Below are 18,836 nucleotides of genomic sequence, written 5' to 3' on the forward strand. Positions count from 1 at the left end.
GCATGGACGTTCGGCGCGAACTTTAGGACGTGAGGGGCCATAGATCAACTAAAAATGTCGCGTTTTTGCACGCGTTCGTCGCGGGACCGCGCGCAGCTACTTATGTAACCGACACGTGTGACGGAATGATGTTCCCCGCTGAGTGGTAATCGAGGCGATTTCCCTGACTCACCGAAGGGGAAATGTGGGAGGGGGCTTGCTCCCGATAGCGGTGGATCAGTGACAGATGAAGTGACTGACACACCGCCATCGGGAGCAAGCCCCCTCCCACATAAGATCAGGCCAGGGCGGTCTCGGCGGGGGAGACAATGCTGGTCTTGCCCCCACGGGATTTACCGGAACTCAGGTACTCGGCAATCGACTCCTGGGTCACTTCACCCAGGAACACCCGCTCCGCATCCATCACCGGCAACCACGATCGGTTGAACTCGTACATGCGCGACAACAGGATGCGCAAATGCTCGTCATACGCCGCCGTGGCGTTGAACTCGCGCAGGTACTGGCCGCAGGTACCGGTCTGACGGTGCAGGTCGCGACGGCGTACATAGCCGAGCGCCTTGTTCTCGGCGCACGTGACTACCACATAGCGGCGGTCAGTTTCGTCCATCAGCTCCAGGGCATCGGCCACCGGGGTTTCCGGGCTCACCGACGGGGCGTTGTCCGCCGCGTCTTCAGCCTTCACCAGCAACAGGCGTTTGAGGGTGCTGTCCTGGCCCACGAAGTTGCTGACGAACTCGTCGGCCGGATGGGCCAGCAGGGTGTCCGGATGATCGATCTGCAGCAGCTTGCCGGCGCGGAAGATGGCGATCTTGTCACCCAGCTTGATGGCTTCGTCGATATCGTGGCTGACCATGATCACGGTCTTGTTCAGCGCCCGTTGCATCTCGAAGAACTCGTTCTGGATCATCTCGCGGTTGATCGGGTCGACCGCGCCGAACGGCTCATCCATCAGCAGCAGCGGGGCATCGGCCGCCAGTGCGCGAATCACGCCGATGCGCTGTTGCTGGCCGCCCGACAGTTCACGCGGGTAGCGATGCAGGTACTGCTTGGGTTCCAGCTTGATCATGCTCATCAACTCGCGGGCGCGGTCGTGGCATTTCTGCTTGTCCCAGCCCAGCAGCTTGGGCACGACCACGATGTTTTCCTCGATGGTCATGTTCGGGAACAGGCCGATCTGCTGGATCACGTAGCCGATGTTGCGACGCAGGGTCACTTCATCGAGATCGGTGGTGTCTTCGCCGTTGATCAGGATCTTGCCCGAGGTCGGCTTGATCAGGCGGTTGATCATTTTCAGCGTGGTGCTCTTGCCGCAGCCCGAAGGGCCGAGGAACACGCAAATCTCGCCTTCGTTGACGGTCAGGCTTACGTCGTTCACGGCCGAAACAGTTTTGCCGTTGCTTTGAAAAGTCTTGGTCAGGTTTTGAAGTTCGATCATTTGAGCAGTCCTTTTGGAGTCAGCGAGCGTTGCAGCCATTGCAGAAGCAGGTCGGCGAAGATGGCCAGGAGACTGACCAGCACGGCGCCGACGATCAGCATCGACATGTCGCTGCGGCTGATGGAAGCCAGAATAAGTACACCCAGGCCACCGGCGCCGATGGTGGCGGCGATGGTCATGACGCCAATGTTCATCACCACGGCGGTACGCACGCCGGCGAGGATCACCGGCACGGCGATGGGCAGTTCGACCATGCGCAGGCGCTGGCCGAAGGTCATGCCGATGCCTTTGGCTGCTTCGCGGATGCCCGGTTCGACGCCGGTGAGGGCCAGGTAGGTGTTACGCATGATCGGCAGCAGGGAGTAGAGGAACACGGCGGTGATCGCCGGCATCGGCCCCAGGCCCTGGCCGAATTTGGAGTAGAACGGCAGCAGCAGGCCGAACAGGGCGATGGACGGCACGGTCAGCAGCACCGTGGCGCTGGCTTGCAACGGGCCGGCGAGGGTCGGGAAGCGGGTCATCAGCACGCCGAGGGGCACGCCGACGACAATCGCCAGGATCACCGCGATACCGACCAGGGTGATGTGCTGCCAGGTCAGGTGCAGGACTTGGGCCCAATCAAGATGGGAAAAGGCGTTCAGGAATTCCATGTCTTCTCCTTCTTAGTTGATCGGATGTTGGCGCAGGAAATCGGCGGCAACAGCGGATGGGCTTTCATGGTCGACGTCGACCCGCGCGTTCAACTCGCGCATGGTCTTGTCGTCGAACAGCGCGGCCAGAGGCGCAAGGTCTGCGGCCAGCTGCGGGTGTGCGTCGAGGTAAACCTGGCGCACCACGGGGGCGGCGGTGTAGTCCGGGAAATAGTGCTTGTCGTCGGCCAGCAGCTTCAATTTGAACGCGTTGAGGCGACCGTCGGTGGTGTAGACCAGGCCGGCAAACACCTGGCCGTTACGCAGGGCGGTGTAGACCAGGCCCGCGTCCATCTGCCGGGTGTTTTTGCGCGTCAGGTTCATGTCATACAGCTTGACCATGCCGGCCAAGCCGTCGGAGCGGTTGGCGAACTCGGTGTCCAGGGCCACCAGGCGGTGTTCCTTGGTGTCGTCTGCCATGGCGTTGGTGAGGTCGCTGATGCTGTTGATCTCTGGATGCTCCTCGGCCACTTTCTCGGGCAGTGCCAGGGCGTAGGTGTTGCTGAAGCGCGACGGCGACAGCCAGACCAGGCCTTTTTTCGCGTCGAGTTCTTTCACTCGGGCGTAGGACTGTTCGCTGTCGAGCTTCTCATCCACATGGTTGTAGGCCACCAGCGACACGCCGGTGTATTCCCAGATCAGGTCCAGTTGCCCGCTTTCCTGGGCACTGCGCGCCAGGTTGCTGCCCAGGCCGCCGGTCACGCGGGCGTCATAGCCCTTGGTGCGCAGGTACTGGGAGGTGATTTCGGCCAGCAGGGTCTGTTCGGTGAACACCCGGGCGCCAATGCGGATCACGGGTTTTTCGGCAGCTTGCGCAAGACCTGCAAACAGCAGGACGCAGCTCAGTATCAAGGTGAATTTTTTCATGTTTATTCCTTTGCCAAGCCTTAAGACGGACGCAACCCGCGTTCCAGCCAGAGGCGGCTGGCCATGGTTACCAGGCCGTCGAGCAGCAACGCCAGCAACGCGGTGCACGCGGCGCCGAGCAGCAGTTGCGGCTGGTTGTTCAGGGCGATGCCGGGGAAAATCAGGCTGCCCAGGCTATTGGCACCGATCAGGAACGCCAGCGGCGCGGTACCGACGTTGATCGCCAGGGCCACGCGCACACCGCCGATGATGATCGGCACGGCGTTCGGCAATTCGACGCGAAACAGCACCTGGCGCGGGGTCATGCCGATGCCGGTGGCGGCTTCTTTCAGCGAGCCTTGAACGTTTTTGAGGCCTTCGTAGGTGTTGCGCACGATGGGCAACAAGGAGGCGAGGAACAGCGCGAAGATGGCCGGGCCGCTGCCGATGCCGAGGACGCCGAGGGCGATGGCCAGTACGGCCAGGGGTGGGACGGTGTTGCCGATGTTGAAAATCTGCATGAAGCGTTCTGCGCGCCCGACCATGTTCGGTCGGCTGAGTAGGATACCGGCGGGGATGCCCACAACGAGGGCGGCCAGCATGGAGACTAGAACCAGGATCAAATGAGCTTGCAGGTAAAACAACAAATCGTCGCGGTACAGTTCGATCGTGTTGATGCCGATCCAGTGGACCAGCAGGGCCAGGAGAGCGACGACAACCACTCCTCCTATCAGCCCTTTGCCATAGCGAATAGCCACAGGCGGACTCCTTTTTTCTTTTGTCGGCGACCACATTTCCGAGCGGCAATGCCATTCCTGGCTGCCTCTGAATGTGGTCGCGAAAAGCAGCTCGCCAATACCGGCAACGCGGTATCAAATCGAGCCATGAGCGCAGCCTCGTCAGGCTAACTTGCTGATTTTTCAGCCCCTGTTACGAGTGCGGTAGCAGGGGAGTGGACGTCTCTACCTTTTAAAAGGTTCCATACTTGGCAGCATTTAGCCACCCCCAATGGGGTGAACGGTGGTCCGGCACCTGCGGTTTGCGCTATACTCGCCGCCCTTTTTTGACTCACCTGCCAGGCGATTTCCCATGACCCACCAGGCCGCCGAAGTCGCGAAACGCCGCACTTTCGCCATTATTTCCCACCCCGATGCCGGTAAAACCACCATCACCGAGAAGCTCCTGCTGATGGGCAAGGCGATCGCAGTGGCCGGCACGGTGAAATCGCGCAAATCCGACCGCCATGCCACCTCCGACTGGATGGAAATGGAAAAACAACGGGGTATTTCCATTACCACGTCGGTCATGCAGTTCCCGTATCGCGACCACATGGTCAACCTGCTCGACACCCCGGGCCACGAAGACTTCTCCGAAGACACCTACCGCACCCTGACCGCGGTGGACTCGGCACTGATGGTCCTCGACGGCGGTAAGGGCGTCGAGCCGCGTACCATCGCGCTGATGGACGTGTGCCGGCTGCGTGATACGCCGATTGTCAGCTTCATCAACAAACTCGACCGTGATATCCGCGACCCGATCGAATTGCTGGATGAAATCGAAGCCGTCCTGAAGATCAAGGCTGCGCCGATCACCTGGCCGATCGGTTGCTACCGCGACTTCAAGGGTGTGTACCACCTGGCCGACGACTACATCATTGTCTACACCGCCGGCCATGGCCACGAGCGCACCGATGTGAAAATCATCGAAAAGCTCGACTCCGACGAAGCCCGCGCCCACCTGGGTGACGAGTACGAGCGCTTTGTCGATCAGTTGGAACTGGTTCAGGGCGCCTGCCACGAGTTCAACCAGCAGGAATTCCTCGACGGCCAGCTGACCCCGGTGTTCTTCGGGACCGCCCTGGGCAACTTCGGCGTCGACCACGTGCTCGACGCTGTTGTGAACTGGGCGCCAAAGCCCCTGGCCCGTGTCGCCAACGAGCGCACCGTGGAACCGGTGGAAGAGAAATTCACCGGCTTCGTGTTCAAGATCCAGGCGAACATGGACCCCAAGCACCGCGACCGTATCGCCTTCATGCGCATCTGCTCGGGCAAGTACGAAAAAGGCATGAAGATGCGCCACGTGCGCACCGGCAAGGACGTGCGCATCGGCGACGCCCTGACGTTCTTCTCCTCCGAGCGTGAACAGCTCGAAGAGGCCTACGCCGGCGACATCATCGGCTTGCACAACCACGGCACCATCCAGATCGGCGACACCTTCACCGAAGGCGAAGCGCTGGGCTTCACCGGTATCCCGCACTTCGCCCCGGAACTGTTCCGCCGCGTGCGCCTGCGTGACCCGCTGAAATCCAAGCAATTGCGCCAAGGCCTGCAGCAACTGGCGGAAGAGGGCGCTACCCAGGTGTTCTTCCCTGAGCGCAGCAACGACATCATCCTCGGCGCCGTGGGTGTGCTGCAGTTCGATGTAGTCGCCAGCCGCTTGAAAGAGGAATACAAGGTCGAATGCTCCTACGAGCCGATCACCGTGTACTCCGCGCGCTGGATCGAATGCGCCGATAAGAAGAAGCTGGAAGAGTTCTCCAACAAGGCCGTGGAAAACCTCGCGCTTGACGGCGGTGGTCACCTGACCTACCTGGCCCCGACCCGGGTCAACCTGGCGCTGATGGAAGAGCGCTGGCCGGATGTGAAATTCCGCGCGACCCGCGAGCACCACTAAGGTCTGAGCGCCGCAAAACAAATGTGGGAGGGGGCTTGCCCCCGATAGCAGTGTGTCAGCCAGTACATTCGAGGCAGACAGTACGCTATCGGGAGCAAGCCCCCTCCCACATTTTTTTCTCCTCCAGGCATGGGATTGGCGAGAATCCGGCATCGGGTCTAGCGTTTAACCACCGACTGCAAAGGAGATCACCGTGCGAAATGCTCAACGCGCCATCCCTCTGGTGTTGCTGGCCGTCCTGGGGCTGGCGCCCCTTCCGGCACTGGCGGGCGCAGGAGCGCCGCAGTGGAAAGACACGGGGCCGGTCACCAAGAAAAAGCAGAACGAGGTCAACTCCGGCAGTTGGCAACCCCAGGCCCAGCCTGCGCCCAAGGAAGATGCAGAAAACCCCTATAACGAAGGGGAAGACAGCGAAACCTATGACGACGGCGACAGTTAACCGTGCCCAAAAGAAAGCCCCTCCCACCAGGTTGATGCGCAACCTGACGGGAAGGGCTGTAAAACGCATGACCGCTGCGTGCTGGCTCCTCTAGGGAGGCAGCGATGCTTTAGGCCACGAATTGCTCCGCGTAGTGGCAAGCCACTTGACGGTTATCCAGCGCGCGCAACTGCGGCTCCTCGCTGCTGCAACGTGCCGTCGCATACGGGCAGCGCTTGTGGAAAGCGCAGCCCGGCGGCGGGTTCAGTGGGTTGGGCAACTCGCCCACGATTTTGATCTTCGGTTTGTTCGGATCCGGATGAATGGTCGGGGTGGCCGAGAGGAGCGCCTGGGTGTACGGATGCAGGGGGCGCGCGTAGATGTCTTCCTTGGGGCCCACTTCCACCGGGCGGCCGAGGTACATCACCATCACATCGTCGGCGACGTGCTGCACCACCGCCAGGTTGTGGGAGATGAACACGTAGGCGGTGTTGAATTCCTGCTGCAGGTCCATGAACAGGTTGAGCACCTGGGCCTGGATCGACACGTCCAGCGCCGAGGTAGGTTCATCCGCCACCAGCACTTTCGGTTGCAGCATCATCGCGCGGGCCAGGGCGATCCGCTGGCGCTGGCCACCGGAGAACATGTGCGGGTAGCGCTGGTAATGCTCAGGGCGCAGGCCCACTTGCTTCATCATCGCCTGCACTTTCTCGCGGCGTTCGGCGGCGGACAGGTTGGTGTTGATCAGCAGCGGCTCGCCCAGTTGATCACCGACCTTCTGGCGTGGGTTCAACGAGGCATACGGGCTCTGGAACACCATCTGCACGTCTTTGCGCAATTGCTTGCGCTGGGCCTTGTCGGCACCGGCGACTTCCTGGCCGGCGATTTTCAACGAGCCCGAGGATGGCTCTTCAATCAGCGTCAGCGCACGGGCCAGGGTGGATTTGCCGCAACCTGACTCGCCTACAACCGCGAGGGTCTTGCCGGCTTCCAGTTCGAAGGACACGCCGTTGAGGGCACGCACGGTGGCGTGGCCCTTGAACAGGCCACGGGACACTTCGTAATGACGGGTCAGGTCGCGGGCGGTAAGAACGACGGCCATTACGCCACCTCCTGGTTCAAGGGGTAGAAGCAGCGCGCAAGGCTGTTGCTTTTCGGATCAAGGCCGGGCCGCTGGGCACGGCAGCTTTCCTGCACATACGGGCAGCGTGGCGACAGCAGGCAACCCTGCGGGCGGTCATAGCGGCCGGGCACGATACCCGGCAGCGTGGCCAGGCGCGTGGCGCCGAGGCTGTGCTCGGGGATCGCCTTGAGCAGCGCTTCGCTGTACGGGTGCGCCGGGATATCGAACAACTGCGGCACCTGGCCGACTTCCACGGCTTGGCCGGCGTACATCACGCACACGCGCTGGGCGGTTTCAGCCACCACTGCCAGGTCGTGGGTGATCAGCACCAGGCCCATGTTCTGCTCTTTTTGCAGGGCCAGGAGCAGGTCCATGATCTGCGCTTGAATGGTGACGTCCAATGCCGTGGTCGGTTCGTCGGCGATCAGCAGTTTCGGCTCGCCGGCAATCGCCATGGCGATGGCCACACGCTGGCTCATACCGCCGGACAGTTGGTGCGGGTAGGCGTCCATACGGCTGGCGGCTCCCGGGATCTCGACTTTTTCCAACAGCTCGATGGCGCGCTTGCGGGCTTGCTTGCCGGACATCTTCAGATGCAGGCGCAGCACTTCTTCGATCTGGAAACCCACGGTGTAGCTGGGGTTCAGCGCGGTCATCGGGTCCTGGAACACCATCGCCAGGTCTTTGCCGACGATCTGGCGGCGCTGGCGGTTGCTCAGCTTGAGCATGTCCTTGCCGTCGAAGTTCAGGGCGTCGGCGGTGACGATGCCGGGGTGCTCGATCAGGCCCATCAGCGCCATCATGGTCACGGATTTACCCGAGCCCGACTCGCCAACAATCGCCAGGACTTCGCCCTTGTCGACGGCAATGTCGAGGCCATCGACCACCGGCACGGCGGTCTTGTCGCCGAAGCGGACGTTGAGATTCTTGATTTCTAACAGTGACATGGGAATCTCCTCAGGCGGCGTTCTTGAGTTTCGGGTCCAGCGCATCGCGCAGGCCGTCACCCATCAAGTTGATTGCCAGCACGCTGAGCAAAATGGTCAGGCCAGGCAGGCTCACCACCCACCAGGCGCGTTCGATATAGTCACGGGCCGAAGCCAGCATGGTGCCCCACTCCGGGGTTGGCGGTTGTACGCCAAGGCCCAGGAAGCCCAGGGCGGCGGCATCGAGGATCGCCGAAGAGAAACTCAGGGTCGCTTGCACGATCAGCGGTGCCATGCAGTTAGGCAGCACGGTGATGAACATCAGGCGGGGCAGGCCGGCGCCGGCGAGGCGGGCGGCAGTCACGTAGTCACGGTTCAGCTCGCCCATCACCGCAGCGCGGGTCAGACGTACGTAGGACGGCAGCGACACGATGGCGATGGCGATCACGGTGTTGATCAGGCCAGGGCCGAGGATCGCGACAATCGCAACCGCCAGCAGCAGCGAGGGCAGGGCCAGCATGATGTCCATCAGGCGCATGATGGTCGGGCCGAGCAGGCGCGGAAAGAAACCGGCGAACAGACCCAGCAGGATGCCCGGGATCAGCGACATCACCACCGACGACAAGCCGATCAGCAAGGACAGGCGCGAGCCCTGGATCAGGCGCGAGAGCAGGTCGCGGCCCAGTTCGTCGGTGCCGAGCAGGAACTGGATCTGCCCGCCTTCCAGCCACGACGGCGGGGTCAGCAGGAAATCGCGGTATTGCTCGCTCGGGTTATGCGGCGCTACCCAAGGGGCGAAGATCGCGCAGAACACGATCAGCAACATGAACAGCAGGCCGGCAACCGCGCCCTTGTTCTTGGAAAAGGCTTGCCAGAATTCTTTGTACGGCGACGGGTACAGCAGGCTTTGATCGACTGCTGACACTGGAGTAGGTGTGGTCATGGTCATGATCTCAGCGCTGGTGACGGATGCGTGGGTTGGCGAAGCCGTAGAGGATGTCCACCACGAAATTCACCAGGATCACCAGGCAGGCGATCAGCAGGATGCCGTTTTGCACCACCGGGTAGTCCCGCGCGCCGATGGCTTCGATCAGCCATTTGCCGATGCCGGGCCACGAGAAGATGGTTTCGGTCAGCACCGCACCGGCCAGCAGGGTGCCGACTTGCAGGCCGACCACGGTGAGTACCGGGATCAGCGCGTTACGCAGGCCGTGCACGAACACCACGCGCGCCGGCGACAGGCCCTTGGCCTTGGCGGTGCGGATGTAGTCTTCGCGCAGCACTTCGAGCATGGATGAACGGGTCATCCGCGCGATCACTGCCAACGGGATGGTGCCGAGCACGATGGCCGGCAGGATCAGGTGGTGCAGCGCATCCCAGAACGCGTCCGGCTCGTCGGCCAGCAGGGTGTCGATCAGCATGAAGCCGGTGCGCGGCTCGATGTCGTAGAGCAGGTCGATGCGCCCGGACACCGGGGTCCAGCCCAGGCTCACGGAGAAGAACATGATCAGGATCAGGCCCCACCAGAAGATCGGCATCGAATAGCCCGCCAGGGAGATGCCCATCACCCCGTGGTCGAACAGGGATCCTCGCTTGAGTGCCGCGATCACCCCGGCCAACAGGCCCAGGATGCCGGCGAACAACAGGGCGGCCATGGACAGTTCCAGGGTCGCCGGGAAGAGGGCGGTGAACTCGGTCCACACGCTGGTACGGGTACGCAGGGATTCGCCAAGGTCGCCGTGGGCGAGCTTGCCGACGTAGTCCAGGTATTGCGCGTACAGCGGCTTGTTAAGGCCAAGGCGTTCCATTGCCTGTGCGTGCATCTCGGGGTCGACGCGCCGCTCGCCCATCATGACTTCGACAGGGTCGCCAGGGATCATGCGTATCAACGCAAACGTGAGCAACGTGATGCCGAAAAACGTGGGGATCAATAACCCCAGTCGGCGGGCAATAAAACTAAACATCTTGTGGTGTACCTCAATCAGCCGGTTAGGCAGGTTCGGCACCGTCCTGGTGGGCGGTGCCGAGCGTTTCTCTTATTTACTTCACCTGGGTGGTGGCGAAGTTATTGTTCGTCAGAGGGCTTTGGGTATAACCCTCGACGTTTTTACGCATGGCGGTGAACATTTTCGGGTACGCCATGGGAATCCACGGTTGGTCCTTGTCGAAAACCTCCAGGGCTTGTTGATAGAGTGCGGCCCGCTGCTGGGGTTCAGCGTCGGCGCGGGCCTTATCGATCAAGTCCTGAAACTCTTTGTTACACCAGCGGGCGTAGTTTTCGCCGTTTTTCGCTGCATCGCAACTCAGGTTCGGCGTAAGGAAGTTATCCGGATCGCCGTTGTCACCGGCCCAGCCGGCGGAAACCATGTCGTGCTCGCCGGCTTTGGCGCGCTTGAGCATCTCGCCCCACTCCATGACCTTGATGTTCACTTTCAGGCCGATCTGCGCCAGATCCGCCTGCATGCGCTGGGCGCCGAGCATCGGATTCGGGTTGGTCGGGCCACCGCCGTTACGGGTGAACAGGGTGAACTCGGTGCCTTCCGGTACACCGGCTTCCTTGAGCAGGGCGCGGGCCTTGTCCAGGTCGCGTTCAGGGTTTTTCAGCTTATCGTTGAAGCCCAGCAGGGTCGGCGGATACGGCCCGGTGGCATCCACGGCGTTGCCTTTGCCATACAGGGATTCGTTGTAGCCTTTCTTGTCGAACGCGATGTTGATCGCGTGACGCACCCGCGCGTCGCTCATGTACTTGTGGGTGGTGTTCAGGGCGGTGTATGCGGTGGTCATCGCCGCCAGTTCGGCGACCTTCAGGTTCGGGTCTTTCTTGATGCTGGGAAGGTCGTCGGGCTTGGGATACAGCGCGATCTGGCATTCGTTGGCCTTGAGCTTCTGCAGGCGCACGTTGTTGTCGACCGCAATGGCCAGGATCAACGGATCGGCCGGAGGCTTGCCACGGAAGTACTCCGGGTTGGCCTTGAAGCGCACCTGAGCGTCCTTCTGGTAGCGTGTGAAAATGAACGGGCCGGTGCCGATCGGCTTGCTGTTGAGCTCTTCGGTCTTGCCGGCGGCGAGTAGCTTGTCGGCGTACTCGGCGGAGTGGATGGCGGTGAACGGCATCGCGACATCGGCCAGGAACGGTGCCTCAGGGCGGGTCAGGGTGAAGACCACGGTATGGTCATCGGTCTTCTCCACGCTCTTGAGCAGTTCCTTGAAGCCCATGCTTTCAAAGTACGGGTAGCCCACGCTGGATTTGTTGTGCCACGGGTGTTTCGGGTCCAGTTGACGCTGGAAGCTCCAGAGCACGTCGTCGGCATTCATGTTGCGCGTGGGTTTGAAGTAGTCGGTGGTGTGGAACTTGACGTCGTCGCGCAGATGAAAGGTATAGGTCAGGCCGTCGTCACTGATTTCCCAGGAAGTGGCGAGCGCTGGCACGATCTCGGTGGTGCCGGGCTTGAAGTCCACCAGGCGGTTGAACATGGTTTCTGCGGCGGCATCGGCGGTGACGGCCGTGGTGTACAGGACCGGGTCAAAACCCTCCGGGCTGGCTTCGGTGCAGACCACCAGGGGTTTGGCCGATACGCCGATAGCCACGCTTAACAGCGCAGCGGCAACGGCAGCTTGTAGCGGGAGCATTTTCATTCAGAGCCCTCTGCAATCGATGGGACCAGACAAGCGTAGACGGCAGGCTCGTCCTGAGCCTGCCGTCTACCTGGTGCTAGTTAAAGAATGTTGAACGGGATGGTGGTGACCAGGCGGAACTCTTTGATGTTGCCGTCAGCCTGTTGTGCGCTGGCGCGGTGAGTCACGTAGGTGCCACGGATGGTGGTGGCCTTGAGTGGGCCGCTCTGAATCGCGTAGGACGTGCCAACCCCGTATTCCTGGTGTTTCTCGCCGTCCATCAGGCGCAGGTCGCTACGCGAAGCGCCGGCTTCACCGTAGGCGGTACCGTTGTAGTGAGTACCGTCGATGCCCCAGCCGCGCGCCGAGTAGACGTTGAACTTCAGGCCCGGCACGCCGTATTCGGCCATGTTGATGCCGTAGGCGATCTGGAAGGACTTCTCGTTCGGGCTGTTGAAGTCAGAGGTCAGGGAGTTGGCCAGGTAGATGCCGTTGGTTTCGTGCAGGTAGTCGAAGTACTCGTCACCGTTAACTTCCTGGTACGAGAAGGTCAGGCTGTGGGCCTGGTGGGTCAGCCCCAGGGACAACGAGTAAGTGTCGTTGTCGATGTTGCCCATCTTCTTGCTGCCGGTGTCGGTGGTTTTGTAGTAGTTCAGGCCGGTGGTCAGTGCCAGGGTCTGTGCATCACCCAATTCGTGGGTGGCACCGAAGTAGTACTGGTTCCAGAAGTCTTCGACGTTAGCGGCGAACACGCTGGTTTTCAGGCTCTTGAACGGCTGGTAGTTGAAGCCCAGGGTCTTGACCTTGTCGGTTTCCTGGCCATTGCCGTACTCGGAACGGAATTTCGACAGGCTTTGTTCGGTACGCGGCGAAACGCGATCAAAGATGCCGCCCTGGAACGACAAGTTGCTGAACTCTTCGCTGTTGAAGCTCACACCCTCGAAGCTCGAAGGCAGGGCACGGTTGCCGATGGTGTCGACGATTCCGCTGCTGAAGTTCTGGCGACCGGCGGTCAAGGTGGTGTTGGACACGCGGAACTTGACGTTCGCCAGGCCCAGTTTGCTCCACTGGCCTACTGCATCGCCGTCGGAGTCAGCCAGGGTACGGTTGGAGCCGCCCTTGATATCACGCTTGCTGCGGTCCAGGACCACGGCGTTGTAAGCCGCGACTTCGGTCGCCACCCCCACGGTGCCTTGGGTGAAGCCCGAGGAGTAATTGAGGATGGTGCCTTGTACCCAGTTTGTGCGGTTTGCGTCGGTGCGCGTCTGATTGTGTTTCTCATAGGAGAAACGCTGGCCACGGAATTTCTTCTCGCTGGAGTACCAGTTACGGGTTGTACCGCCCAGGCTTTGACCGTCAATAAAGCCTTTGGCCTCGCTTTGGGCGCTGGCGCCGGCCAATGTGGTCGGAACGAAGTCCTGGCTGGCGGGTTCAGCATAGGCGGTGGCCGTGATGCTGCTGATGGCCAAGGCCAGAAGCGCTTTGCTGCTCAGTTTCATGGGTTGAAGCTCCTTTGGTTCTCTTTTTAATGCCGGTCTTTTTTGGTGATCCGGCTATTGGGTGTGTAACTCGATCAAGCTGTTGCAAACGTTTGCCGTAGGAAATTTCCCAATAAAAGGCTGCACGTTTGCGAGAGAGCCAACTTCGCTCCCTGCAATCCGGTTATTTTCTTATGGGGTAATGCTGACGCCCGAGAACACGTTGCGGCCGAAGGGGCTTACTTTGAAGCCTTCGACTTTGGCGCTTAACGGCTGGTTGACCGTCGAGTGGGCGACGGGTGTGATCGGCACCTGCTGCTTGAGCAGTTGCTGTGCCTGTTTGTACAGAACAGTCCTTTGTTCGCGGTCGGTCACGACCTTGGCTTGCTTGATCAGCTTGTCGTACGCCGGGTCACACCACATGGAGTAGTTGTTCCCGCCGATGGCGTCGCAGCTGTAGAGGGTGCCCAGCCAGTTGTCCGGATCGCCGTTGTCGCCGGTCCAGCCGATCAGGCTGACATCGTGCTCACCGTTCTTGGTGCGCTTGATGTATTCGCCCCACTCGTAGCTGACGATCTTGACCTTCAGTCCGATCCTGGCCCAGTCGCTTTGCAGCATCTCGGCCATCAGCTTGGCGTTGGGGTTGTACGGCCGTTGCACCGGCATCGCCCACAGGGTGATCTCGGTACCTTCCTTCACGCCGGCGGCCTTGAGCAGTTCCTTGGCTTTTTCCGGGTTGTAGGCGGCGTCCTTGATGCTGTCGTCGTAGGACCATTGGGTCGGCGGCATGGCATTGACTGCCAACTGCCCCGCGCCCTGGTACACGGCGTTGAGGATGCTCTGCTTGTTCACCGCCATGTCCAGCGCCTGGCGCACTTCGAGCTGGTCGAAGGGCTTGTGGCGCACGTTGTAGGCGATGTAGCCCAAGTTGAAGCCCGGCTTGGTCAGCAATTGCAGGTTCGGGTCGGCCTTGAGCGCGTCGACGTCGGCCGGGCGCGGGTGCAGGGTGACCTGGCATTCGCCTGCCTTGAGCTTTTGCACGCGCACCGAGGCGTCGGTGTTGATGGCAAAAATCAGCTGGTCCAGCTTGACCTTGCTCGGGTCCCAGTACTGTTTGTTGCCCACATAACGGATCTGCGAGTCTTTCTGATAGCGCTGGAAGACAAAGGGACCAGTGCCGATCGGCTTCTGGTTGATATCGCTGGGCTTGCCTTCCTTGAGCAACTGCTCGGCGTATTCGGCCGACAGGATGGCGGCAAAGCTCATGGCGATGTTCTGCACGAACGCAGCGTCGACCGAGTTCAGCGTCATCACCACGGTATGCGGGTCGGTTTTTTCGACCTTGGCGATATTCTTGTTCAGGCTCATCCCGTTGAAGTACGGAAACTCAGTCGGGTAGGCCTTGCGAAACGGGTGGTCGGGGTCAAGCATGCGGTTGAAGGTGAACAGCACGTCGTCGGCGTTGAAATCTCGCGTTGGCTTGAATTCCTTGTTGCTGTGGAATTTCACCCCTTCACGCAGGTGAAAGGTGTAGGTCAGGCCGTCTTCGGAAATGTCCCACTTGGTCGCCAGCCCAGGTACGACGTTGGTCGCTCCCTTTTCAAACTCAACCAGGCGGTTGTACAGCGGCTCGGCCGCATCGTTATCGGTGGCGGTGGTGTACTGCGCGGTGTCGAACCCTGCCGGGCTGCCTTCGGAGCAGAACACCAGGCTCTTCTTGTCGGCCGCCTGGCCCATCGTGGCTACGGCCAGCAGGCTGGTGCCAAAAATTGCGGATAGAACGGTGGTATGGCGCATGACGATCCCGATCCTTGTTTGTAGTTGTCATCAGCAAGCAATCACCCTGGCGTACGGCCAGGGGGACATTACTGATCCCACACACAGCAAGTGCCTTTCCCAGGTTGGAGCCTCTGCTGTCCTACGACGGTATGGGTCGCGGACTGCGCAGTAAATGCGCCAAATTGGACTGACCTTGTAGGCAAAAGAGCTACTTGTCGCAGTTCGCAGCTGTAGGAAGCGGCGATTACGAGCGTGGTCTATTGCCTACGGTCCAGGCGGATGCAATAACGGCGACGTTATGAAACGTCGCCGTCATTGGTCCTTACTTGCCGCTTACGCTCACGCCATAGAAGGAGTTCAGGCCAAACGGGCTGATCTTGAAGTCCTGTACGGTGTTGCGCATGGGTTGATACACCGTCGAGTGCGCGATAGGTGTCATCGGGACTGCATCTTTGAGGATATGTTGCGCCTGCTTATACAGCTCGGTGCGTTTGGCGACGTCCGACGTAGCCTTGGCTTCTTTCACGACGCCGTCGAATTTCTTGTCGCACCACTTGGAGAAGTTGTTACCGGCCAGGGAGTCGCAGCCGAACAGCACGTTCAGCCAGTTGTCCGGGTCACCATTGTCGCCGCTCCAGCCAATGATCATGGCCTGGTTCTCGCCGCCTTTGGAACGCTTGATGTACTCGCCCCACTCGTAGCTGGTGATCTTGACCTTCAGGCCGATCTTGGACCAGTCGTTTTGCAGCATTTCGGCCATCAGCTTGGCGTTCGGGTTGTACGGGCGCTGAACCGGCATCGCCCACAGAACGATCTCGGTACCTTCCTTGACACCCGCTTCCTTGAGCAGCGCCTTGGCTTTCTCGGGATCGTACTTGGCGTCCTTGATGGTGGTGTCGTAGGACCATTGGGTTGGCGGCATGGCGTTGACCGCCAGTTGGCCTGCGCCCTGGTAGACGGAGTCGATGATCTGCTGCTTGTTCACCGACATGTCCAGCGCCTGGCGCACGCGCAGGTCAGCCAGTGGGTTGGGCTGGTCGCTGCCCTTGACCTTGTCCATGACGTTGTAGGCGACATAGCCCAGGTTGAAACCGGCCTGGTGCGGCAGTTTCAGGTCCTTGTCTTCACCCAGCGCCTTGAGGTCGGCCGGACGTGGGAACAGGGTGATCTGGCACTCGTTTTTCTTCAGCTTCTGGATACGCACCGACGGGTCGGTGGTGATGGCGAAGATCAGGTTATCGATCTTCACGTCCTCAGGTTTCCAGTAGTCCTTGTTGCCGGTGTAGCGAATGTTCGAGTCTTTCTGGTAGCTCTTGAATACGAACGGGCCAGTACCGACCGGCTTCTGGTTGATGTCCTGGGGCGTGCCGTTTTTCAACAGCTGGGCGGCGTATTCGGCCGACTGGATGGAAGCGAAGCTCATGGCCAGGTTCTGGATGAACGCGGCGTCCACGGTGCCAAGGGTGAACTTGACGGTGTGGGCATCGACCTTCTCGATGTTCTTGATATTGGTGTCCATCCCCATGTCCGTGAAGTACGGGAACTCGGTGGGGTAGGCCTTACGGAATGGATCGTCTTTGTTGATCATCCGGTTGAAGGTGAACAGGACGTCGTCAGCCGAGAATTCACGAGTCGGCTTGAAGTATGGGGTGGTATGGAACTTGACGCCTTCGCGCAGGTGGAAGGTGTAGGTCAGGCCATCCGGGGACACGTCCCAGCTGGTGGCCAGGCCAGGAACAACGGCGGTGCCGCCTCGTTCGAACTGGCTCAGGCGGTTGAACATGGTTTCGGCCGAAGCATCGAAGTCTGTTCCGGTGGTGTACTGGCCTGGGTCGAAACCGGCCGGGCTCCCTTCGGAGCAGAACACCAGGTTATTCGCCGCTTGAGCGAATGGGGCCGCGGCCATAAGGCCAGCGCTCACTAATAACGGAAGGACTGCGTGTTTAAGCATGTTGGCCTCATGATTTGTTGTCATTTTTGGTGGTGAGGGCGACCTCGTGAGTCGGCCTGCGGATACTTATGCAGGCGCCATACCCATTGCAAGATGCTGAACCGTCGCAAGGCGGAAAGAGTGGTACGAACGTACAGGAATGTCGCAATTATGAAAGTTTTGACATATTTGAACGTATTTATGGGTTTTTTTCGGTGCACAAGGTGCACCAGAGAGGGTCAACCGAGGCGTCTAGCGCACTCGGTTGGGGCATTGCTGTTACTTATCTAGACTCACGCCGTAGAACGGTGTCAGCCCAAAGGGGCTGATCTTGAAGTCCTTCACTTCCTTGCGCAGGGGTTGGAAAACCGTCGAGTTTGCAATGGGCGTTATAGGTACTTGTTCTTTAAGAATTTTTTGTGCCTGTTGATACCACTTGATGCGCTGCTCGCGGTCACTGCTGACCTTGGCCTGCTGCACCAGTTTGTCGTAGGCCGGGTTACACCATTTGGCGTAGTTGCTGCCCTTGACCGCGGCACAACTGTAGAGCACGCCGAGCCAGTTATCCGGGTCGCCGTTGTCGCCGGTCCAGCCATAAATCATCGCATCGTGCTCGCCATTTTTGGCACGCTTGATGTATTCGCCCCACTCATAGCTGACGATATTGGCCTTGATGCCGACTTTCTCCCAATCCTGCTGGATCATCTGGGCCGACATGCGCGCGTTCGGGTTGGAAGCGCGCTGGACGGTCATTGCCCACAGGTTGATGGTAGTGCCCGGTGCAACCCCTGCTTCTTTTAGTAGCGCGCGGGCCTTGGTCGGATCGTGCGGGGCATCCTTGATGGTCGGGTCATAAGACCACTGCGCGGGTGGCAGTGCGTTCTGCGCCAATTGTCCGGCGCCCTGGTACACCGCCTTGATGATAGCCGGCTTGTCGATGGCCATGTCCAGGGCCTGGCGGACCTTGAGCTGGTCCAGCGGTGGGTGGGTCACGTTGTAGGCCAGGAAGCCCAGGTTGAAACCGGCTTGCTGCAGCACGCGCAGGTTGGGGTCCTGCTTTATCACCTCGATGTCCGACGGGCGCGGGTAGCCGCTGACCTGGCATTCGCCGGCCTTGAGCTTTTGCAGGCGCGACGCGGCGTCCGGGGTGATGGCGAACACCAGGTTGTCGAGTTTCACATCCTCGGGCTTCCAGTACTGCTTATTTGCCACGTAGCGAATCTGCGAGTCCTTCTGGTAGCGCTTGAATACAAACGGCCCGGTGCCCACCGGCTTCTGGTTGATGTCTTCGGCCTTGCCTTCCTTTATTAGCTGGGCGGCGTACTCGGCCGATTGCACGGAGGCGAAACTCATGGCCAGGTTCTGCACGAACGAGGCATCGACGTTGTTCAGGTTGAAACGCACGGTGTGCTCGTCGAGTTTGTCGACGCTCTTGATCGTGGTGTTCAGGCCCATGTCGGTGAAGTACGGCGATTCGGAAGGGTAGGCCTTGCGGAACGGGCTCTCGGCATCCAGCAGGCGATTGAAGGTAAACAGCACGTCATCCGCATTGAAATCGCGGCTGGGTTTGAAGAAGTCAGTGGTGTGGAACTTGACGCCTTCGCGCAGGTGGAAGGTGTAGGCCAGGCCATCCTTGGACACCTCCCAGCGTGTGGCCAGGCCCGGTTCGACTTCAGTGCCGCCACGCTTGAACTGGGTCAGGCGGTTGAACACGGTTTCGGCGGACGCATCGAAGTCGGTGCCGCTGGTGTACTGGCTGGGGTCGAAACCGGCGGGGCTGGCTTCGGAGCAGTAGACCAGGGTGCTGGCTGCATGGGCCATCGGCATAAAGGCCAGCAGGCCTGCGGCAAGGAGGAGCGGTTTGAAGGTGGTTCTTTCCATGGAGACCCCTAGAAGTGGCAGGCATATAAACGCTGCCCAAACG

General features: G+C 60.4%; 15 protein-coding genes. 2 read left to right on the forward strand and 13 right to left on the reverse strand.

Annotated features, from left to right (window positions below; genetic code table 11):
• Positions 1–277: 277 nt before the first annotated feature.
• The 4 genes from BB029_RS05550 to BB029_RS05565 are packed head-to-tail and all read right to left on the reverse strand — an operon-like array spanning position 278 to position 3,728.
• Positions 278–1,435, reverse strand: coding sequence for a betaine/proline/choline family ABC transporter ATP-binding protein (locus BB029_RS05550; RefSeq protein WP_017138294.1), 1,158 nt, complete (start codon positions 1,433–1,435; stop codon positions 278–280).
• A complete protein-coding gene (locus tag BB029_RS05555) occupies positions 1,432–2,085 on the reverse strand; it encodes an ABC transporter permease (protein ID WP_027604864.1) in 654 nt (217 codons plus the stop codon). The genes BB029_RS05550 and BB029_RS05555 overlap by 4 nt, the downstream gene beginning before the upstream one ends.
• 12 nt (positions 2,086–2,097) lie before the next feature.
• Positions 2,098–2,991: a glycine betaine ABC transporter substrate-binding protein gene (locus BB029_RS05560; protein ID WP_065938500.1), complete on the reverse strand. Its 894-nt coding sequence runs from the start codon at positions 2,989–2,991 to the stop codon at positions 2,098–2,100.
• Between the two features lie 20 nt (positions 2,992–3,011).
• Positions 3,012–3,728, reverse strand: a complete 717-nt coding sequence (locus tag BB029_RS05565; protein WP_027604862.1) for an ABC transporter permease — start codon at positions 3,726–3,728, stop codon at positions 3,012–3,014.
• Between the two features lie 331 nt (positions 3,729–4,059).
• On the opposite strand from BB029_RS05565, the gene BB029_RS05570 reads away from it, so the two are divergent.
• Positions 4,060–5,643, forward strand: coding sequence for a peptide chain release factor 3 (locus BB029_RS05570; protein WP_065938501.1), 1,584 nt, complete (start codon positions 4,060–4,062; stop codon positions 5,641–5,643).
• 193 nt (positions 5,644–5,836) lie between these two features.
• Complete coding sequence (locus BB029_RS05575) at positions 5,837–6,082, forward strand: hypothetical protein (protein WP_027604860.1); 246 nt, start codon at positions 5,837–5,839, stop codon at positions 6,080–6,082.
• Positions 6,083–6,191: 109 nt separating this feature from the next.
• On the opposite strand, the gene BB029_RS05580 is transcribed toward BB029_RS05575, so the two are convergent.
• The 9 genes from BB029_RS05580 to BB029_RS05620 all read right to left on the reverse strand — a co-directional run bounded on the left by BB029_RS05580 (position 6,192) and on the right by BB029_RS05620 (position 18,793).
• Positions 6,192–7,163, reverse strand: a complete 972-nt coding sequence (locus BB029_RS05580) for a peptide ABC transporter ATP-binding protein (protein ID WP_016971590.1) — start codon at positions 7,161–7,163, stop codon at positions 6,192–6,194.
• Positions 7,163–8,131, reverse strand: a complete 969-nt coding sequence (locus BB029_RS05585) for an ABC transporter ATP-binding protein (protein ID WP_065938502.1) — start codon at positions 8,129–8,131, stop codon at positions 7,163–7,165. Before BB029_RS05585 ends, BB029_RS05580 begins: the two co-directional genes overlap by 1 nt.
• A gap of 10 nt (positions 8,132–8,141) precedes the next feature.
• Positions 8,142–9,053, reverse strand: a complete 912-nt coding sequence (locus tag BB029_RS05590) for an ABC transporter permease subunit (protein ID WP_065938503.1) — start codon at positions 9,051–9,053, stop codon at positions 8,142–8,144.
• 10 nt (positions 9,054–9,063) lie between these two features.
• A complete protein-coding gene (locus tag BB029_RS05595) occupies positions 9,064–10,074 on the reverse strand; it encodes an ABC transporter permease subunit (RefSeq protein ID WP_003215992.1) in 1,011 nt (336 codons plus the stop codon).
• Between the two features lie 76 nt (positions 10,075–10,150).
• Positions 10,151–11,746, reverse strand: a complete 1,596-nt coding sequence (locus BB029_RS05600; protein WP_027604857.1) for an ABC transporter substrate-binding protein — start codon at positions 11,744–11,746, stop codon at positions 10,151–10,153.
• An 80-nt stretch (positions 11,747–11,826) separates the two neighbouring features.
• On the reverse strand, positions 11,827–13,224 hold the full coding sequence (locus BB029_RS05605) for an OprD family porin (RefSeq protein ID WP_027604856.1): 1,398 nt from the start codon (positions 13,222–13,224) through the stop codon (positions 11,827–11,829).
• 171 nt (positions 13,225–13,395) lie between these two features.
• Positions 13,396–14,940, reverse strand: a complete 1,545-nt coding sequence (locus tag BB029_RS05610) for an ABC transporter substrate-binding protein (protein WP_371914612.1) — start codon at positions 14,938–14,940, stop codon at positions 13,396–13,398.
• A gap of 364 nt (positions 14,941–15,304) precedes the next feature.
• Positions 15,305–16,933 carry an ABC transporter substrate-binding protein gene (locus BB029_RS05615; protein WP_065938505.1) on the reverse strand — a complete coding sequence of 543 codons (1,629 nt, stop codon included), beginning with the start codon at positions 16,931–16,933 and terminating at the stop codon, positions 15,305–15,307.
• A gap of 258 nt (positions 16,934–17,191) precedes the next feature.
• Positions 17,192–18,793, reverse strand: a complete 1,602-nt coding sequence (locus BB029_RS05620; protein WP_065938506.1) for an ABC transporter substrate-binding protein — start codon at positions 18,791–18,793, stop codon at positions 17,192–17,194.
• Positions 18,794–18,836 lie beyond the last annotated feature (43 nt).

This window comes from Pseudomonas sp. S3E12 (assembly GCF_001702295.1).
GTDB classification, from domain to species: Bacteria; Pseudomonadota; Gammaproteobacteria; order Pseudomonadales; family Pseudomonadaceae; genus Aquipseudomonas; species Aquipseudomonas marginalis.